17 protein-coding genes and 1 pseudogene are annotated in these 15,987 nt (G+C 69.4%); 12 read left to right on the top strand and 6 right to left on the bottom strand.

Annotated elements, in window-relative coordinates:
- Positions 1 to 5: 5 nt before the first annotated feature.
- Genes Ade02nite_RS37095 through Ade02nite_RS37085 form a run of 3 tightly spaced genes read right to left on the bottom strand, consistent with a single transcriptional unit; the run spans position 6 to position 2,391 of the window.
- Positions 6 to 830 (bottom strand): phosphotransferase, encoded by an 825-nt coding sequence (locus tag Ade02nite_RS37095; protein ID WP_203774012.1) that lies wholly within the window; start codon positions 828 to 830, stop codon positions 6 to 8.
- Complete coding sequence (locus Ade02nite_RS37090; RefSeq protein WP_203774010.1) at positions 827 to 1,534, bottom strand: HAD family hydrolase; 708 nt, start codon at positions 1,532 to 1,534, stop codon at positions 827 to 829. The genes Ade02nite_RS37095 and Ade02nite_RS37090 overlap by 4 nt, the downstream gene beginning before the upstream one ends.
- The gene (locus Ade02nite_RS37085) at positions 1,531 to 2,391 is read right to left on the bottom strand and encodes a winged helix-turn-helix domain-containing protein (protein WP_438871010.1); all 861 of its coding nucleotides are present in this window, start codon (positions 2,389 to 2,391) and stop codon (positions 1,531 to 1,533) included. The genes Ade02nite_RS37090 and Ade02nite_RS37085 overlap by 4 nt, the downstream gene beginning before the upstream one ends.
- A 326-nt stretch (positions 2,392 to 2,717) precedes the next feature.
- On the opposite strand from Ade02nite_RS37085, the gene Ade02nite_RS37080 reads away from it, so the two are divergent.
- The 9 genes and pseudogenes from Ade02nite_RS37080 to Ade02nite_RS37040 all read left to right on the top strand — a co-directional run bounded on the left by Ade02nite_RS37080 (position 2,718) and on the right by Ade02nite_RS37040 (position 10,195).
- Positions 2,718 to 3,449: a GntR family transcriptional regulator gene (locus tag Ade02nite_RS37080; protein WP_203774006.1), complete on the top strand. Its 732-nt coding sequence runs from the start codon at positions 2,718 to 2,720 to the stop codon at positions 3,447 to 3,449.
- Between the two features lie 103 nt (positions 3,450 to 3,552).
- Positions 3,553 to 3,981, top strand: coding sequence for a hypothetical protein (locus tag Ade02nite_RS37075; RefSeq protein WP_203774004.1), 429 nt, complete (start codon positions 3,553 to 3,555; stop codon positions 3,979 to 3,981).
- A 93-nt stretch (positions 3,982 to 4,074) separates the two neighbouring features.
- Positions 4,075 to 4,386: a hypothetical protein gene (locus Ade02nite_RS37070; RefSeq protein ID WP_203774002.1), complete on the top strand. Its 312-nt coding sequence runs from the start codon at positions 4,075 to 4,077 to the stop codon at positions 4,384 to 4,386.
- A gap of 222 nt (positions 4,387 to 4,608) precedes the next feature.
- On the top strand, positions 4,609 to 5,796 hold the full coding sequence (locus Ade02nite_RS37065) for an FtsK/SpoIIIE domain-containing protein (protein WP_239169326.1): 1,188 nt from the start codon (positions 4,609 to 4,611) through the stop codon (positions 5,794 to 5,796).
- Positions 5,793 to 6,164 (top strand): annotated as a pseudogene (locus Ade02nite_RS37060) (hypothetical protein); the annotation flags it as partial. The gene Ade02nite_RS37065 and the pseudogene Ade02nite_RS37060, both read left to right, overlap by 4 nt.
- 104 nt (positions 6,165 to 6,268) lie before the next feature.
- Positions 6,269 to 8,041 (top strand): replication initiator, encoded by a 1,773-nt coding sequence (locus Ade02nite_RS37055; RefSeq protein WP_203773998.1) that lies wholly within the window; start codon positions 6,269 to 6,271, stop codon positions 8,039 to 8,041.
- A complete protein-coding gene (locus Ade02nite_RS37050; RefSeq protein ID WP_239169325.1) occupies positions 8,034 to 8,246 on the top strand; it encodes a helix-turn-helix domain-containing protein in 213 nt (70 codons plus the stop codon). Before Ade02nite_RS37055 ends, Ade02nite_RS37050 begins: the two co-directional genes overlap by 8 nt.
- A complete protein-coding gene (locus tag Ade02nite_RS37045; RefSeq protein WP_203773994.1) occupies positions 8,246 to 9,376 on the top strand; it encodes a tyrosine-type recombinase/integrase in 1,131 nt (376 codons plus the stop codon). The genes Ade02nite_RS37050 and Ade02nite_RS37045 overlap by 1 nt, the downstream gene beginning before the upstream one ends.
- Before the next feature lie 270 nt (positions 9,377 to 9,646).
- Complete coding sequence (locus Ade02nite_RS37040) at positions 9,647 to 10,195, top strand: hypothetical protein (RefSeq protein ID WP_203773992.1); 549 nt, start codon at positions 9,647 to 9,649, stop codon at positions 10,193 to 10,195.
- Between the two features lie 57 nt (positions 10,196 to 10,252).
- On the opposite strand, the gene Ade02nite_RS37035 is transcribed toward Ade02nite_RS37040, so the two are convergent.
- Positions 10,253 to 10,759, bottom strand: a complete 507-nt coding sequence (locus Ade02nite_RS37035) for a hypothetical protein (RefSeq protein ID WP_203773990.1) — start codon at positions 10,757 to 10,759, stop codon at positions 10,253 to 10,255.
- A 178-nt stretch (positions 10,760 to 10,937) separates the two neighbouring features.
- Between Ade02nite_RS37035 and Ade02nite_RS37030 the strand changes: the two genes are divergently transcribed.
- Positions 10,938 to 11,471, top strand: a complete 534-nt coding sequence (locus Ade02nite_RS37030; protein WP_203773988.1) for a hypothetical protein — start codon at positions 10,938 to 10,940, stop codon at positions 11,469 to 11,471.
- Positions 11,472 to 11,614: 143 nt separating this feature from the next.
- Here Ade02nite_RS37030 and Ade02nite_RS37025 read toward each other — a convergent pair whose 3' ends face one another.
- Positions 11,615 to 12,604 carry a serine hydrolase domain-containing protein gene (locus Ade02nite_RS37025; RefSeq protein ID WP_203773986.1) on the bottom strand — a complete coding sequence of 330 codons (990 nt, stop codon included), beginning with the start codon at positions 12,602 to 12,604 and terminating at the stop codon, positions 11,615 to 11,617.
- Positions 12,605 to 12,643: 39 nt separating this feature from the next.
- Here Ade02nite_RS37025 and Ade02nite_RS37020 point away from each other — a divergent pair, with 39 nt between their 5' ends.
- Positions 12,644 to 13,993, top strand: coding sequence for a dihydrolipoyl dehydrogenase family protein (locus tag Ade02nite_RS37020; RefSeq protein WP_203773984.1), 1,350 nt, complete (start codon positions 12,644 to 12,646; stop codon positions 13,991 to 13,993).
- Here Ade02nite_RS37020 and Ade02nite_RS37015 read toward each other — a convergent pair.
- Positions 13,976 to 14,800, bottom strand: a complete 825-nt coding sequence (locus tag Ade02nite_RS37015; RefSeq protein WP_203773982.1) for an MEDS domain-containing protein — start codon at positions 14,798 to 14,800, stop codon at positions 13,976 to 13,978. The genes Ade02nite_RS37020 and Ade02nite_RS37015 overlap by 18 nt on opposite strands.
- 50 nt (positions 14,801 to 14,850) lie before the next feature.
- On the opposite strand from Ade02nite_RS37015, the gene Ade02nite_RS37010 reads away from it, so the two are divergent.
- On the top strand, positions 14,851 to 15,693 hold the full coding sequence (locus Ade02nite_RS37010; RefSeq protein WP_203773980.1) for a Rieske (2Fe-2S) protein: 843 nt from the start codon (positions 14,851 to 14,853) through the stop codon (positions 15,691 to 15,693).
- The last annotated feature ends 294 nt before the right edge of the window (positions 15,694 to 15,987 follow it).

Genomic DNA, 15,987 nt, shown 5'->3' with positions numbered 1-15,987 from the left:
GATGACTAGACCCGCGCCGTGTGAGCCACTGTCATCCAAACGTCAAGGCGCTCGATCTTCACGTTCGTAAGAGCGGCAATCCCGGGCAACAGATCAGGCGACGGACGAACGGCGCCGATTCTGATCGCGAGCACTGCGACGTCGTACGCGTGTTCACCGCTCATGCCTCGTGGGTCGATGAACATCCAACCGTAGTCGCCGTGGGAAATGATATTGCCGCTGGACGCGTCGCCGTGGCACAGCGACGGCGTGTGGTCGCGTGCAAGCTCGGCCAGCAACGCCACCGCTTGCTGTCGCTCGGTGGCGGGTGCGACTGAGGTTCCAGGGCGGAGGTCGGCGAGATGGTCGTCTTCAAGCCGGACGCGCAGCCAGTCCAGGATCGAGGGCATGCCCGGCAACGGCGGTGGCTGGTCCCGCATGGCCGCCAGCGGCGCGAAGAGTGATCGAGGGTCGACTGTTGCGGGGTCGGCCTGGCTTAGTGGCGTGCCGGGAAGGACCCGATCGAGCACTGTCCAGGTGCCGTGGTCGGTCGTGAATGCCTCGTGTACTCGTGGGGCGGCGCCCAGGTCGGCGAGCGCGACAGCGACCGCGGCCTGATCTCGCCCGTGCGGGTCGGGGCTGCTCCGCAGGATCAGCGGTCCGGCCGGCGCGTCGACGGCGACGACGAACCCGTATCGGGCGGGCAGGACTTCGCGGGGGACGGCTCGGTGTCGTTGGCAGAGGTCTCGGAACTCGGCTTCGACCTGCGCGGCCCACGCGTCGGCTACGCCGGGCCAGCGGCTGCGCACATTCGCCAGCACGACGGCCGGCACTGTGAGGGGATTCGTCACCGTGGTGCTTCGGCCGAGACTTGCACCAGGGCCTCCGCCAGCTGATGCATGGAGTCGATCACGGTGACTGCCCCGGCTTCCGCAAGCTTCTCGCGCTTTCCGGGCTTGTTGGCGTAGCCGACGGTGGGGATGCCGGCGGCTCGGCCCGCCTCGACGTCGGTCACCGAGTCCCCGACGAAGATCGCATCGTCCAGGCGGGCACCGGCCATGGCAAGTCCGCGTTTCAGCAGGAACGGATGCGGCTTGAGGAAGCGGGGATCCATGTCGTCCGTGCGCCCAGCCACACCCTGGACGTACTCGGTCAGGTGATGGGCTTGGAGGTAGTCGCCGATCGCCGCCTCGGCGTTGTTGCTGACGATGACGGCAGTGCGCCCGGCGGCTCGTGCAGCACTCAGAGCGTCCTCCGCGCCGGCTGTCGGTGCGGCCGATCGGACGGCGGCGCGCTCCTCATCTCGTTCGGCGTGGGCCACGGCCTTCGTTAGTTGCTCGTCGCCGAGCTCCCGGACGCCGGCAAGGAGCTCTATGGGATCGTTGCGGACTTCGACCAGAGCTGGGGGCAATTCGCCGTCACGGTGGCGGCGGATGACCGCCTGGAGCTCCTTGGCGATACCGCGTGCCGGATGCCCGGCGAACACGGAGCAGAGTGGGCCGTCGAAGTCGATCAGCAGGCAGCGCGACGCGGCGACGACCTCGGCGAGGTTCACGGGGTGTACTCGTGCGCGATGGTGTCCCACACGCTGTCGAACCACAGCCGGGACTGCTCCACGAACTGATCGCCTGCGTCGCCGTCGTCGCCGCTGATGGCGTAGTGGAACAGCGGGACGTCTTTCCCGAGCACGTCGAAGATCGGCACGGCCTGCTTGTCGACCGACACGGTGTTGCGGACGACCGGGTAGAAGCCGAAGAAGACTTCTTCGCGGTTGATGATGTAGAGCTTCGAGAGCACCGTCGTGCCGTACGCGCGGATCTCGGTGGTGGCGTGTCGGACCAGCCCGAGCGTGGCCAGTTCCCCGACGGTCTCGGCGATGGCTTCGGTATGCCGGCGAGCTATGCGCGCGGCGCGCTCGCGGACGGCGGGGTCGTCGCCGGCCGGTTCCGCTCGGGACGGCACGACAGTCGGCTGTCCCAAGTCGGGGAGCAAGATCCGAAACTGGACCGACTCGGGGGTGAGTCGTCCGGCTCGGATCTTGTCGAGTGGTTCCTGTACGGCGCCGTGCAGGGTCTCGCTGGAGAAGCCGGCGAAATCGATGGTGACCTGAGGTTGCTCGAAGGCGGCCTCGATGTGTGGGCGCAGCCCCACCGGGCGATCGGTCTGGGCTCGAACGTAGGCGCCGCTTCCCTGCCTGGTGACGATGAGCCGGTCGTCCCGCAGGATGCGTAAGGCCGTCTTCACGGTCTCGCGGGCCACGCCGTACCGCTCGGCCAAGTCGGTCTGGGTCGGTAGGCGTTCGCCGGGCGCAAAGCGACGCGTCAGGATCGCCGCGCGCAGCACGTTGGCGATCTGCTGGGAGGTCGGGCGAGCGTCGTCCGGCTCCAGATCACCGAGGTCGCGAGCATCCACATTCACTCCAGCAGCGTAATGCCAGGCTAGCCAAGTTAGGAATTCCCTCTTATGCCTGCTTGCGTTGAGAGACCCGTTCGCCTTATGGTCCATTTGGCTAGCCAAGCTAGCCAAACTGTTTCCTCGCTTGACGTTACTCGCTACCAGCAGGGCGATCTTGTCTAGCGAGAACAGCAAGGTCCCGGGGTGGGATCTGGCAACGCGCCCCCCAGCGCGACCTGCTCGCCCCGGGGCCGACCATGCCGCTGGGAGGTTCCCATGCCTGAACCGCTTGATGCCGCACAGACGGCGCGGCAGGCCACCTCGGATGCCGGGACGTGAGCTGAATGCAGATCGATCCGACGCCGGCGAAGTACGCCACGATCGCGAACGCGCTTCGGTCGAGGATCGATAACGGCGTGTACGCGCCAGGCTCGATGCTGCCGAGCGAGGCTCAGCTAGTCCGCGAGTTCCACGCCTCCAGATCCACTGTGGTGCGCGCGCTTGAGTACCTACGGCAGCTCGGCTACATCGAGGGCGTTCAAGGCAAGGGGCGGACGGTTCTCGGCCCACCGCCGCAGCGCTCCTGTACACCTCCGGCTCGCGTGCTCGACGCGCTACACGCGAGGGAAGTTCGCCACGGGCTGCTGATCGGCGCCGGTCAGGCGCCGGCCTCTCCCGGGGTCGCGGCGGCTCTGGCCATCCCCGTCGGTGAGCCCGTCATCGCGCGCCAGCGCGTCATGACGAGCGAGGATTCCGACTGGCCCGCGTTGTCCACCGCCTACATCCCGGTGGTGGCGGCCGACGGAACCGGGTTCGGGGCCAAGGAGCTGATGCATGAAGGCGCCCTCGACCACTTGGAGCGCCGACGGCGGCTCGTCGCCGGCGACGTCGTCGAGCGGCTGACACCACGCCTCGCGTCAGCTCAGGAGCGGATGCTCCTGACCTTGGATCGCCATGCGATCGTCCTGCACAGCCTGCTGACTGTGCGGAGTTCCAGCCGACAGCCCCTGTTGCTGATCGACGTGGTCATGCACGTGCCGTCGCCGGGGATCGAGGACACCTTCTCGCTTCATTGATTTCAGACTCTGAATCAATATGGCTAGCCAAGCTGGCTTAGTGCTAGCTTCTGTCCAACTTGGTTAGTCAACCAGCCAAGTTTGGGCTACGAAGGGACACCTCGTGATTCCGAACTCGATCAAGGTTCCGGTTCCCTGGGACTACGTCGCTCCGCAGGGCGCTCTGTGCCTTGGCGTCGAGCCGGCCACGGACTTCGACAAGCGCGGCCAGGGCGACGATCAGCTCCGCGACAAAGAGACGGGCGAGCGCATCTGGCTGGTGCGCGTGCTGGATCTCGACCCGGAAGCCGGCAAGTTCGGCGGGTCGAAGGAATTCAAGATCAAGGTCGTGGCAGCTCAGCAGCCGGTGCCTCCAGCCTCGACCGTGCCGGGCTACCCGCCGATGGTCGAGTTCACCGACGTCACGCTGACGCCGTACGTGGACTCGCAGCGCTGCAAGGGCACCGGCAAATGCCGTTCGCGGCTGGGCTGGTCGGTTCGCGCGGGCGGCATGACAGCGCCGCAGAGCAGTGGTCGCGCCAAGGCTGCCTGATCTTCGTCGCGTCCGGGAGCGGGGCCAACAACCGCCAAGAAGTCATCCCCGCCCCGGGCGCTCAACCACCCACCTGCGAAGGAGAGGGCTGCGATGCCCAAGGTAGTCGACGCTGCCCGCGTCACCACACGAGACGACACCGTATGGCGTACCTGCACCGAGTGCGCCCATCTTAGGCCGATCCCGGACGGCGTCGAACGGTGCGACGCCTGTCTCCAGCAGCGCGAGCGGGAAGCCCTGCGCCAGCACGCGCTGAACGGCTGGGAGTACGCGCGCCGCTACGCGACCGTCATCGGCCGGATCGAGGCGTGGGCGCTGTTGATCCCGGACGTCAGTGACGCCGAACGCATCGACAAGATCCGGCACGCGCTGAAGAGCCTCCCTCCCGGTAAGGAGGCGAAGTAGATGCCTTTCATCAACATCATCCGAGGCGAGACCGCGCCAGTCGCACCCCTCAACGTCCGTACGCCGGTGATCCAGTTCCCCATCTGGGCAGTCGTCGTCTGGGAGATCGTCAAGTTCCTCGCTTGGCTGGTCGTGGCCTACTTCCGGCACTGGTACGCCACTGTCCCCGCGACCGGTCTTCTCTGGTTTCACGCCCGGTTCGGCGGTACGGCCTTCGTTGTCTTGATCGGCGGCTCGGTGCTGCTGATGGTCGGCTGGGCGTTCCTGCACCGCCCTTCTTGGCTGCGGTTCGCGTGGTGGCCTGTCCTGGCGCGCGTCCGCCGTGTGATCTACCGGCGCGGGTGGATGGCGGCGATGGTGACGGCCAAGCTGTCGGTCTCGTACGACAGGCGCACGGTCATTCCCCAGATCCGGCGGGTCAAGTGCCGTGACGGGCGCGATGAGGTCCTGGTTCGCATGGTCACCGGGCAGATTCCGGACGACTTCGCGCGCGCCTCGGAGCGGCTGGCGCACGCGTTCGGTGTTCGGCAGGTCAAGGCGGTACCCGGTCCGACGTACGCAACCGTTGTTCTTCTCCTGCATCGCGGTGACGCACTGCGCCGTGTCATCGGACCGCTTCCCATCCCGGTCCTTCCCGACTTCACCGCGCTGCCGATCGGTGTTCAGGAGGACGGGGAGCCGTACCGGCTTCGGCTGTTCGGCACGCAGGTGCTGATCGTCGGCGCGACCGGCTCGGGCAAGGGCTCGGCTATCTGGTCGATCGTCCGCTCTCTCGTGGGTGGTGTGGCCGCCGGCATGGTCGAGCTGTGGGGCCTCGACCCCAAGGGCGGGATGGAGCTGGGCATCGGCCGGCGCCTGTTCGCCCGGTTCGCCTCGCGGGACTTCGCCGAGATGGCGGCCATGCTGGAGCATGCCGCGACGACCGCGCAGGAACGGGCAGCACGTCTCGCCGGCCACACGCGGCAGCACTACCCCACCCCGGACGAACCGCTCATCGTTCTGATCATCGACGAGTTGGCGAACCTGACCGCGTACGTGACCGACCGGCAGCTCAAAGAGCGGATCAAGGCCGCCCTCGGCATCGTTCTCACGCAGGGCCGAGCTGTCGGCGTGCACGTGGTCGCGGCGATCCAGGACCCCCGCAAGGAGACGCTTCCGGCACGTGGGCTGTTCCCGACGCGAATCGGGCTCCGCCTCTCCGAGACGCCTGAGGTCGACCTGGTCCTTGGCGACGGCATGCGCGACCGCGGTGCCCTCTGCGACCGCATCCCAATGACACAGCCGGGCATCGGTTACGTCGTCCTTGAAGGTGACCCGACGCCGATGCGGATCCGGCTGGCCTACAACGACGACGACTCGGTGCGCGACATGGCGAGCCTGTACGGCGAGTTCGTCGGTGGTGCGGCATGAAGCTGAACGCGGAGCGGGCCGAGTCCCTGGCGCTGGTCGCCATCCTCGCCACGGTGGCGGTCGCCGCCGGCTGGGCGTCGTTCACGCACGTCCATGACTGGACCATGCGTCACGCTCCGGCCGGTACGCCTGACGCGTTCGGCTGGGTCAACGCCGTCATCTCGGAACTCGTGCCGGTGGCCGCGCTCCTGACCATCAAGCGGCGCCGTCGAACCAATGCGCCGATCGGCTACCCGCTGTTCCTGCTCGTCAGCGCGGGCTCTCTGTCGCTGGCCGCACAGCTCGCCGTCGCGCAGTCGAGCCCGTCCGGCTGGCTGCTGTCCGCCGTGCCCGCGCTGGCGTTCATGGCCCTGATCAAGCTGGTCTTCACCGGCTCGCCCGTGGCGCAGACGCCTGCCCCGGTCGCGGTGATGCCACCTCCCGTGCCGGTCACCCGCTCCAACGGGGTTCCTGTCATCGGGCAGGTGACTCGATGACCGCAACACCCGTGATGGGTTCTCGGGCCGGGCGTCTCGCTCAGCCCCGGGCCGTCGAAGCGCTCAAGGAACTCGCCATCGACCACGGCGTCTGTATCCACCCGGTCGCCCTGCGCCGCACCGACCTGGGCACCGGCAAGACGGAACTGGTCGACCTGCCCTGCGGCGCCACCCTGGAAACGAAGTGCCCGCCGTGCGCCAAGCGGGCACGCCGGCTGCGGCAGATACAGATCCGCGAGGGCTGGCACCGCACCGACGAACCACTCCCCGGCCCGGCCCCGGCCACCGCTCGGCAACGCGACCTGATCACCGCACGGGCACACCTCGAGTTCGAGCGGGCCGCACTCCAACTCGCTGCGATGGACCCCGACGACCGTGCGGCGGAGCTCAACCGCATCGACCTCGCCATCGAGGCAGTCGAGCAGGAGATCTCCACCGAAGGACTGCGCGGCAGCATCGCTCCCGGCCACACCCGCGACGACCAGGGAGACGATGACAACGCCCCTCGGCGGGTCCGGTCGACCAAACGGCGGCCGGACGTGCCCGAGCTGCCCCGGCAGAAGGTCGACCCGCGCACCGTCGGCCGCACCTACACCGGCTCGGACGGGGTCGAGCACCGGCCGTCGATGTGGCTGACCCTGACCTTGGACAGCTACGGCCCGGTCCACTCGATCCACGCCGGGCGTCCGTGTGCCTGCCGTCGCCGGCACACCGACGATGACCCGCTGCTCGGCACACCGGTCGACCCGGCCCGCTACGACTACCGGCGCGCGGCCTGGGACGCCGTCCACTTCCCCCGGCTGCTCGACCGGTACTGGCAGAACCTGCGCCGGGCCGTCGGCTGGAACGTCCAGTACGCGGGCTGTGTCGAGCCGCAGCGGCGCCTCGCCCCGCACGCGCACTTCGCCATCCGGGGCACTGTCCCTCGCACGATGCTCGAACTGGTCGCCACCGCGACGTATCACCAGGTGTGGTGGCCGGCCGCCGACCGGCTGCGCTACCCGATCAACCGGCCGCCGACCTGGAACGCCAAGGCCGAAACGTGGGTGGACCCGGACACCGGGCGAGTGCTGTCGACCTGGGCTGAGGCCCTGGACGCTATCGACGACGACCCGGACGCTGAGCCGGCGCACCTGGTCCGCTTCGGTGCCCAGGTCAAGGCCAAGGGCGTCGATCCGGGTACCCGTGATGCGGAGCGGACGATCGGCTACATCACGAAGTACATCACCAAATCCGCGCAGGACTGCCACACGACCAGCAGCGACCCGCAGCGCGCGCATCTCGACCGGCTCTGGCAGGAGCTCCGCGTCACCCCGTGCTCGGAGCGGTGCGCGAACTGGCTGCTCTACGGCGTCCAGCCGAAGAAGGCACACGGACGGCTCCGGCCAGGCCACTGCAAGGGACGCGTCCACCAGAAGACCACGCTCGGCATCGGTGGTCGGCGCGTCCTGGTCTCCCGCGACTGGTCCGGCAAGACCCTCGCCGACCACCGCGCCGACGCACACGCCTGGGTCAAGGCCGTGCTCGGCGTCGACACCGACGTGACGCAAAACAGTGCGGTACAGCCGTCCGTGGCCTGGGAGATGGCCCGCAACGACGATCCCGACCTGCCCGCGCTCGAACACCGGCTCCTTCGCGCGATCTCCCAACGCATCCAGCGTCGGGCGCAACTCTCAGTCGCTCGGCAACGCGCGAGCGGCGACCCACCTAGCGATGTCTCGGCAACCGCGAACACCGGATCTGACACAGAGGGAGGCACCCGTGGATGACGAGCTACTGACGGTCGCTGAGCTGGCCCGGGTCCTGAAGGTGGAGGTCCGGTTCGTCCGGCGGCTTGTCGCCGAGCGGCGCATCCCGTTCACCAAGGTCGGCAAGTACGTCCGCTTCTACCGGAGCGACGTCGACGACTTCGTGTCGGCCGGACGCGTCGAACCGGTCACCGTGGCGTGGCACGACGGAAGGGCGGTCGCCTGATGGCAAAGCGACGCTTCGGCATGGTCCGCAAGCTGCCCTCGGGCCGGTACCAAGCCTCCTTCATCAACCCGGCCGGCGTCCGCCAGAACGCCCCGGACACCTTCAAGACGAAGACGGATGCGAACCGCTGGCTCACCCTCGTCGAAGCGGACATCTCTCGGGGCACCTGGCTTGACGACCGGGCGGCGGCGGAACCGCTCGGCAACTACATGCGGGCCGTGCTCCGGGACAGCGCCAAGATCGGCGTCCGTTGGCGGGAGACCTGCGAGCGGAACATGCGGCTGCACCTTGCCCCGCTGCTCGACATGCCGCTTCGCGCGGTGACGGCGACTCAGGTACGCGAGTGGCATGCGGCGGCTCTACGCGGCAAGGGTGGCCGCACCTCGATCTCGCAGTCTTACCGCTTCCTCCGCATGGTCATGAACGTGGCGGTCCGCGAGAACGTGATCGGCAAGAACCCGTGCCAGATCCCCGGCGCGGGCGTGGTCCAGGCGTCGGAGCGACCTGTAGCGACCCCGGCTCAGGTGGTCGAGCTGGTCGAGGCCATCACGCCTCGGTACCGGACGGCGGTACTGATCGCGGCCTGGTGCGGATTGCGGCGGGGCGAGATAGCCGGCCTTCGCGTCACAGACGTCGACCTGATCGAGCACACGATCACCGTGCGGAAGAACCGGGTCGAGCCGCTTCACGACCGGGGCAAGGCTCACGACAAGGACCCCAAGACTGAGGCCGGTAAACGGACCATCGCCATACCGCCGCACGTGATCCCGATCCTGCGCCTGCATCTGGACGAATTCGCGGGGAAAGAGCGTCTGTTCATCAGCCGTGACGGCTCTCCGCTGCGCGGTAACACGCTCTATCAGGCGTTCGTCCGGGCTCGGAAGAAGGTCGGACTCGACAACCTGTCGTTCCACGACCTGCGACACACCGGTCAGACGCTGGCGGCCCAGACCGGCGCCACGATGGCCGACCTGATGAAGCGGCTGGGGCACTCGTCGATGGCGGCGGCTCGGCGCTACCTGCACGCGGTCGACGGCCGAGACAAGGAAATCGCCAAGGCGCTCTCCGCGCTGGCGGCCCACGGCGACGCCGCACGGCTCCCGCGCACTGTCAGCACGAAAGCTGGGTGACCGGGTGCACGCCGGGCCGATGTTGCACGTTCACTGCACGCGGCCCGGTGTCACCCACCCTGACCTGCCAATATGCGCATGACTGAAAATCGGAAGGTCGGCGGTTCGACCCCGCCCCTGGCCACCAGGCTCTTCGCCGGGCACTGAGCATCGTCCACCTGCGGAAACGCATGGTGGACGTTCTGCTTTCCGGGGTCAATCGCCCACCGACAAAGTCGCGCGAAAGATGGGCGCCGCTGTGCGAGGATCCGGGGCGTGGCGTCATCGGGGGTGAGCGCGGCCGACCGGCTCCGTCGTGCGGCCGAGTCCCGAAAACTCGTGCGGATCAAACGGTCTCCGCGCAACGCCGACCGCGTCAACGGCTTCGTCGTCGCTGTGGGCTCCAAGTGGGCCTTGATCGCAGACACCGGTGACGGCGGCTTCTTCGAGGGCTTGGTCGCCATCCGCGTCAAGGACGTGGTGAAGGTCAAGAATGACTCCTCGTTCGAGGAGCGCTTCGCCCGGACTCGGCCCGAGTGGCCGCCCACCGCCCCAGCGGACCTCGACCTGGACACGACAGCGGGTCTGCTCAGGGGCATGAGCGCGATCTCGCCACTGCTCGCCATCGAGCAGGAAAGACGGTTCCACTCGCGGATGACGTGGATAGGCGTCCTCTACGAGGTCACCCGGCGGTGGCTGTGGCTGCGCGAAGTTCGTCCGGACGCCACATGGCGCAAGCGGCCGCTGGGTTACAAGCTTCGCCGAATCACCAAGGTTTCCGTTTCGGATCGTTACCTCACCGCCCTCGCGGCCATCGCGGGAACCGCACCCACGCACTGACCCCCGAGACGTCCGCGCGGCCCGCTCACCGGCGCGCCGATCTGGTGGCACCATCGCTCAGCCGGCGGTCGTCCGGCGCCGCCGCCACACTCGACGGCCCAGGGCGCCGACACCTGCGCAGGACCAGTACAGCGCGACCGGGCCGAGGATCGTGACCGCCAGCAGAAGAGCCGGCGAGCCGGCGCCGGGGTCGGCGAGGACCAGCAACACGATCAGCGCCGCGGCGACGTCGGGCAGCAGGCCGACCAGGTAGAAGCCGGCTCGGCGCCAACCGGTGCGAACCGGCGGGTCGGGCACCTCGTCCCCGTTCAGAAAGGCTGTGAAGGCACTCCGAGTGAAAGCCCACATGAGCGCGAGGCTCATCGGCAGCGCCACCACAGCGATCAAGGCGGCGAACACCGCCGGCCGGTGCCCGACCTCGCCGAGCACCTCGGGGGCGACCGACCGCGTCACCAGGAAGGTGACGTAGAGCGTGACGAACGCGGCGACGAAGGCGATCACCGGCGAGCTGAGCAGGAGCCAGATGCCGGCGCGCCGCTCCGCCGGCCGATCGATGTCCGCCATGCCGCCCATTGTCGGGCCCACTGTCACGTCGGCGGTCCCGCGCGCGGCCCATCACGGTCAGATGCCGCGCGGCGAAGACCTGGCCCCTCCGCCCTAGATCTTCCGGGCATGGGCGCGGGCCGATCGGCCCACCGGGAATCGGCTGATTCGCATCGTGGGGCGTGGCTACCGTGCGGCGATGCGCTTCCACACCACCGTTGTCCTGGCCGTTGTCCCGATGGTTTTCGCTGCGGGGTGCAGCGGCAACGATGCCACCGAGCCGGCTGCCCAGCAGCAGCCGGCCGCCGCGCCGGCGAGCGCCGTCGCGCCGGCCACGACGGCCGCGAAACCGGCCACCGCCACCGCGATCATCGAGAAGTTGGGAAAGGCACAGCTCGGGCTGACGGGGGTCGTGACGCAGACCGAGGACACCGACCCGAACAACCTGCTCGGCCGGCCGAACGGCTACACCTCGCGCGCTTCCGCCGACCTGCCGGGCGGTGACGCTGCGGGAGAGCGGGGCTCGATCGATCGCGGCCTGGTCGTCGAGGTGTTCGACACGGCCGACCTGGCGCAGCGGCGCAGCGACTACATCCAGGGTCTGCAGAAGGACAATCCGCTCCTCGGCAGCGAATGGCACTACCGGACCGCCGACGGGACCGGCCTCGTGCGCGTGTCCGGGAAGGTCAAGCCGTCGCTGGCCAAGAAGATCCAGGCCGCGGTGTCGTCGTGATCGGCGGTGCCCGCGGCCAGGGGGAGGCCGCGGGCACCGCTGCGAGGGAGGTCTCGAGGTGACGGGCACCAGCCATGCCCGTCCGGGGGTTCCTCTCGGCCTCCTCCGTGATCCCTCTTCCGCGAGGGTTCAGAATCGGCAGGTCACGTCGCCGGTTGAAGGTTTCTCAGGGCCTCTTCGACGCGGTCGACGGCTGCGAAGTCGCCGAGGCGGCGGGTCACGTAGCCGATGGTGAGGCCGCGGGCCGGGTCCGCCCAGCCGGCGGAGCCGCCCGTGCCGCCGTGGCCCCAGGTGCCGTCGGGCTCGATCTGCACGCCGTAGCCCCATGTGACCTCGGAGCCGATGAAGATGTCCGGGCCCGTGTACTGCGGCACTGCCATCCCTCGCTGCGGGACGTAGAAGCGTGCGATGGCGGTCGCCGTCGTGTGCAGGTTGACGGCGGGGATCGTGGCGCGGCGCCACAGGTCGCTGTTGACCACGGTCACGTCGAAGGCGCCCGGTGGGTTGGCGAGCATCTCGGAACGGGCCAGGGTCGTCACCGGCCAGGACGGCGTGGAGTACTCGAGCTCGGCGCACCGCGCGATGTCCGATGGGGACAGTGCGTAGCGCAGATCCGGGCCGATCTGATCCCGTACGAAATCAGCGGGTGTGGCCCCGGAGACGCGGCGCACCACCTCGCCGAGCAGGTGCCCGTACGTCAACGCGTGCTCGCCCGCCATGGCACCGGGCTCCCACACGGGCGACGCCGCGGCCAGGTCGGTACAGAGCAGGTCCCAGTCGGCCCACGCCGACACGTCACGCGGCACCGGAAACGACGGCAGCCCCGCGGTGTGGCAGAGCACCTGCCGCACCGAGACCGGCGCCTGGAACGACGGCCAGTAGGCGGACATCGGCCGGTCCAGGTCGATGCCCAGGCGCAGCACCGCCGCGGCGATCATCGGCTTGCCGGTCGAGTAGACGTTGACCAGGGTGTCCGCCGTCCACGGCACCGTGCGCGCCGCGTCGCGCCAGCCCTCGTGGATCTCGACGACGGGCACGCCGTCGCGCAGGATCGTCAGCGCGGAGCCGCCTCGGGGGTCGACGGCGAACGCCGACGCCACGGCCTCGAAACCTGGTGCGATCAAGCCCTCCATCCGGGGCACGGTAACGCCCCCAGGTGCTTAGGTGGACCCATGGGCGAGATTCAGCAGGTCGACGTGGTCGTGATGGGGCTGGGTGTGGGCGGTGAGGAGGCCGCCGGCAGGCTCGCCGCGGCCGGCCTGAACGTCGTGGGAGTGGAGAACACGCTGGTCGGCGGCGAGTGCCCGTACTGGGGATGCGTGCCGACCAAGATGATGGTGCGGGCCGGCTCGGCGATCGCGGAGGCGCGGCGGATTCCCGGCCTGGCCGGCGCGGCGACCGTCACCTCCGACTGGGAGCCGGTGGCGAAGCGCATCCGCGAGGCGGCGACCGACGACTGGAACGACAAGGTCGCGGTGGACCGGTTCGTGGGCAAGGGCGGTCATTTCGTACGCGGCACCGCGCGCGCCGTCGGTCCGGGTCGCGTGCAGGTCGGCGACGACGTGTACGAGGCCACGCGCGGCGTCGTGATCGCCACCGGCACCGCGGCCGTGGTCCCGCCGATCGACGGGCTCGCCGGCACGCCGTTCTGGACGAACCGGGAGGCCGTCGAGGCCGAGGTGCTGCCCGCGACGTTGCTGGTGCTGGGCGGCGGCGCGATCGGCGTGGAGCTCGCGCAGGTGCTGGCCCGCTTCGGCGTCCAGGTGACGATCATCGAGGGGAGCGGCCGGCTGCTCGCGATGGAGGAGCCGGAGTCGTCCGAGGTGGCCGCGCAGGTGCTGGCCGCCGACGGCGTCACGATCCGCACCGGGGTGCACGCGACGAAGGTCTCGTACGACGAGGGCTTCACCGTCACGCTCGACGACGGCTCGACGCTGACCGGCGAGAAGCTGCTGGTCGCCACCGGCCGTGCCGCCCGGCTGAGCGACCTCGAGGCGCTCGGCATCGACACGTCGACCCGTTTCGTGAAGACCGACGAGTGGATGCGCGCGGGCGACAAGGTCTGGGCGGTCGGCGACGTCACCGGCAACGGCAACTTCACCCACATGGCGATGTACGAGGCCGACATCGCGGTCCGCGACATCCTCGGCCAGGGCGGGCCGGCCGCCGACTACCGGGCGCGGCCGCGGGTCACCTTCATCGACCCCGAGATCGGCGCGGTGGGCCTCACCGAGAAGCAGGCCCGTGACGCCGGCCTGGACGTGCGGGTCGGCCACGTGCCGCTGTCGTCGACGTCGCGCGGCTTCATCCACGGGCCGGGCAACGAGGGCTTCATCAAGCTGATCGCCGCGGACGGTGTGATCGTCGGCGCGACCACGGCGGGCCCGGCGGGCGGCGAGATGATCGGGGCGCTCTCGGTCGCCGTGCACGCGCGGGTGCCGGTGTCCACTCTGCGCAGCACCATCTGGGCCTATCCGACGTTCCACCGCGGGATCGGCTCGGCGCTAGAGGGACTTCTCTAACAGCCGCAGATTCGGTACGCCGTGTGCCCCCGCCAGCCGGAGCACACGGCCCAGCCGGCGGTCGCTCACCACGATCATGTGCCGGTTGCGCGGCAGCCCCGAGGCGGCCCGCACGATCACGGCCGCCGCGTCGTCGTCCAGCGACCGCAGGTGGCCGAGGTTGAGATGCACGTCCGGATCGAGCCGTACGGCTTCCGCCAGCGCGTCGCGCAGCGCCGCCGAGCCGGTGCCGTCGAGCTCGCCGGCGACCCGTACCCCTGGTGGGACGTGCTGCCGGCAGATCCGCAGCGAAGCGTCCTCGTGGTAGACCGTGGCCGTGACGGTACGAGGGTGCGTGCGCGACGCGTACGCCAAAGTCACCGAGTCGAACGCCTCCCGGTCGTATTCGCACATGGCGGTGATGCCGCCGTCGGCGAAAAGCTTGGACACCTCGTTCTCGAAGACGAGCAGCTGCTCGGCGCCGGCCTGCGGGCGGGCGGCCCAGCACATGTCGAGGGTGACCCGCAGGCCGCGCGGCGCCCGCTGCCGCTCGGCCGCCAGGTGGCGCACCATGATCGAGGCGTCCGGTGCGGCGCCCGTGCCCCAGAGCTCGCTCGCCGGCACGATCCGCTCGTCGGCCGGCACGCCCCGACGGCGGAGGTCTTCGCGCAGCTCATCGGGCTTGAGCGCGTCGGTGTAGCAGACGACCGTCTCGTCCCGCTGGATGCCCGCGGTCACAAAGGCGGCGAGCAGATCGAGCCGTTCCTCCGTCTCGCTGAAGGTCAGGCACGCATGATCGCCCGACGTCAGCCGGTCCACCGCCGTCATGAACGGCTGTTACCCGGTTTCACCCGTCTCCTACCGGGAACCGCAATCCCATGCAGATCCTCAACCGGCTCGAAGAGGCCCGCTCCCTCGATCCCGTGACCGAGAAGCTGCAATCGGCCGTGTCCGCCGCGGTCAAGCCGCAGCGGCTTCGCGATCTCCTGCACGGCACGTGGCTGGGGCATCCCCTGCATCCGGTGCTGGTGCAGGTGCCGGTGGGGGCGTTCATCTCGTCGGCCGTGCTGGATCTGCTGCCCGGCACCCGGCGTGCCGCGACGATGCTGATCGCCTTCGGGACGGCGGGCGCGGCGCCGGCGATCGCGGCCGGCTGGACGGACTGGTCCCAGCTGACCAAGGACCAGCAACGGGTGGGCCTGGTGCACGCGACGGCCAACGCCGTCGCGGTCGGCCTCTACGCGGCCTCCCTGGTGGCGCGCCTGCGCGGTCGTTCCGGACGGGCGCTGAGCTTCGCCGGCCTGTCGGTGGCCGGGCTGGGTGCCTACCTCGGCGGTCATTTGTCGTACGCGCAGAGCGCCGGAGTCAATCAGGCGGCGCCGGCGCTGAACCGGGTCCCCGCCGAGTGGACCACCGTCGGGTCGCTCGCCTCGATGCCGGAGGGCAAGCCCTTCGTCCGTACGGTGGGCGACGTCCCGATCCTGTTCTACCGGCTCGGCGACCGGGTGACCGCGATGATCGAGGCCTGTGGGCACGAGACGGGTCCCCTGGGTGAGGGCGACGTCGTGGGTGCGGGCTCGGAGGCGTGCGTCGTCTGCCCGTGGCACGGGAGCGTCTTCCGGCTGACCGACGGTGCGGTCGTGCATGGTCCGGCGGCGAGCAACCAACCGGTGCTGCGGATTCGCGTCGAGGACGGCCTGGTGTCGGTCGCCCAACCCTGACGGTTTTCCCGGCGTTCAGCTGCGCTGGCCTGCGCATATGCGAGACACTGGTACCCGATTTGGCGCTCGGGGAACCACCCTGTAATGTTTTCCGAGCCGGCAGGGAAACGGGCGAGGCAAGCGGAGAGATCCGCGGCGGCCGTCCTGCCAAATCCTTCGAACTGCGGATCGCAGCGATGCTGCGCGCCTCAGCCAGGGGATGTACTAGGGCAGATCGGCTCCAACCGGGAGATACCGGTTGACACGGCCAGGAAGACCTAGTAAAGTTGAGCGAGTGCCCCGGAGCGGTTAGCC

The sequence above is a fragment of the Paractinoplanes deccanensis genome (assembly GCF_016862115.1).
GTDB lineage: Bacteria > Actinomycetota > Actinomycetes > Mycobacteriales > Micromonosporaceae > Actinoplanes > Actinoplanes deccanensis.
This window is presented reverse-complemented; position numbering and strand designations above follow the sequence as displayed.

Bases quoted from the DNA above. Each gene is read 5' to 3' on its own strand.
- Ade02nite_RS37010 (WP_203773980.1), top strand. From the start codon at position 14,851: ATGCAGATCCTCAACCGGCTCGAAGAGGCCCGCTCCCTCGATCCCGTG.
- Ade02nite_RS37080 (WP_203774006.1), top strand. From the start codon at position 2,718: ATGCAGATCGATCCGACGCCGGCGAAGTACGCCACGATCGCGAACGCG.
- Ade02nite_RS37025 (WP_203773986.1), bottom strand. From the start codon at position 12,604: ATGGAGGGCTTGATCGCACCAGGTTTCGAGGCCGTGGCGTCGGCGTTC.
- Ade02nite_RS37055 (WP_203773998.1), top strand. From the start codon at position 6,269: ATGACCGCAACACCCGTGATGGGTTCTCGGGCCGGGCGTCTCGCTCAG.
- Ade02nite_RS37015 (WP_203773982.1), bottom strand. From the start codon at position 14,800: ATGACGGCGGTGGACCGGCTGACGTCGGGCGATCATGCGTGCCTGACC.
- Ade02nite_RS37045 (WP_203773994.1), top strand. From the start codon at position 8,246: ATGGCAAAGCGACGCTTCGGCATGGTCCGCAAGCTGCCCTCGGGCCGG.
- Ade02nite_RS37070 (WP_203774002.1), top strand. From the start codon at position 4,075: ATGCCCAAGGTAGTCGACGCTGCCCGCGTCACCACACGAGACGACACC.
- Ade02nite_RS37035 (WP_203773990.1), bottom strand. From the start codon at position 10,759: ATGGCGGACATCGATCGGCCGGCGGAGCGGCGCGCCGGCATCTGGCTC.
- Ade02nite_RS37030 (WP_203773988.1), top strand. From the start codon at position 10,938: ATGCGCTTCCACACCACCGTTGTCCTGGCCGTTGTCCCGATGGTTTTC.
- Ade02nite_RS37020 (WP_203773984.1), top strand. From the start codon at position 12,644: ATGGGCGAGATTCAGCAGGTCGACGTGGTCGTGATGGGGCTGGGTGTG.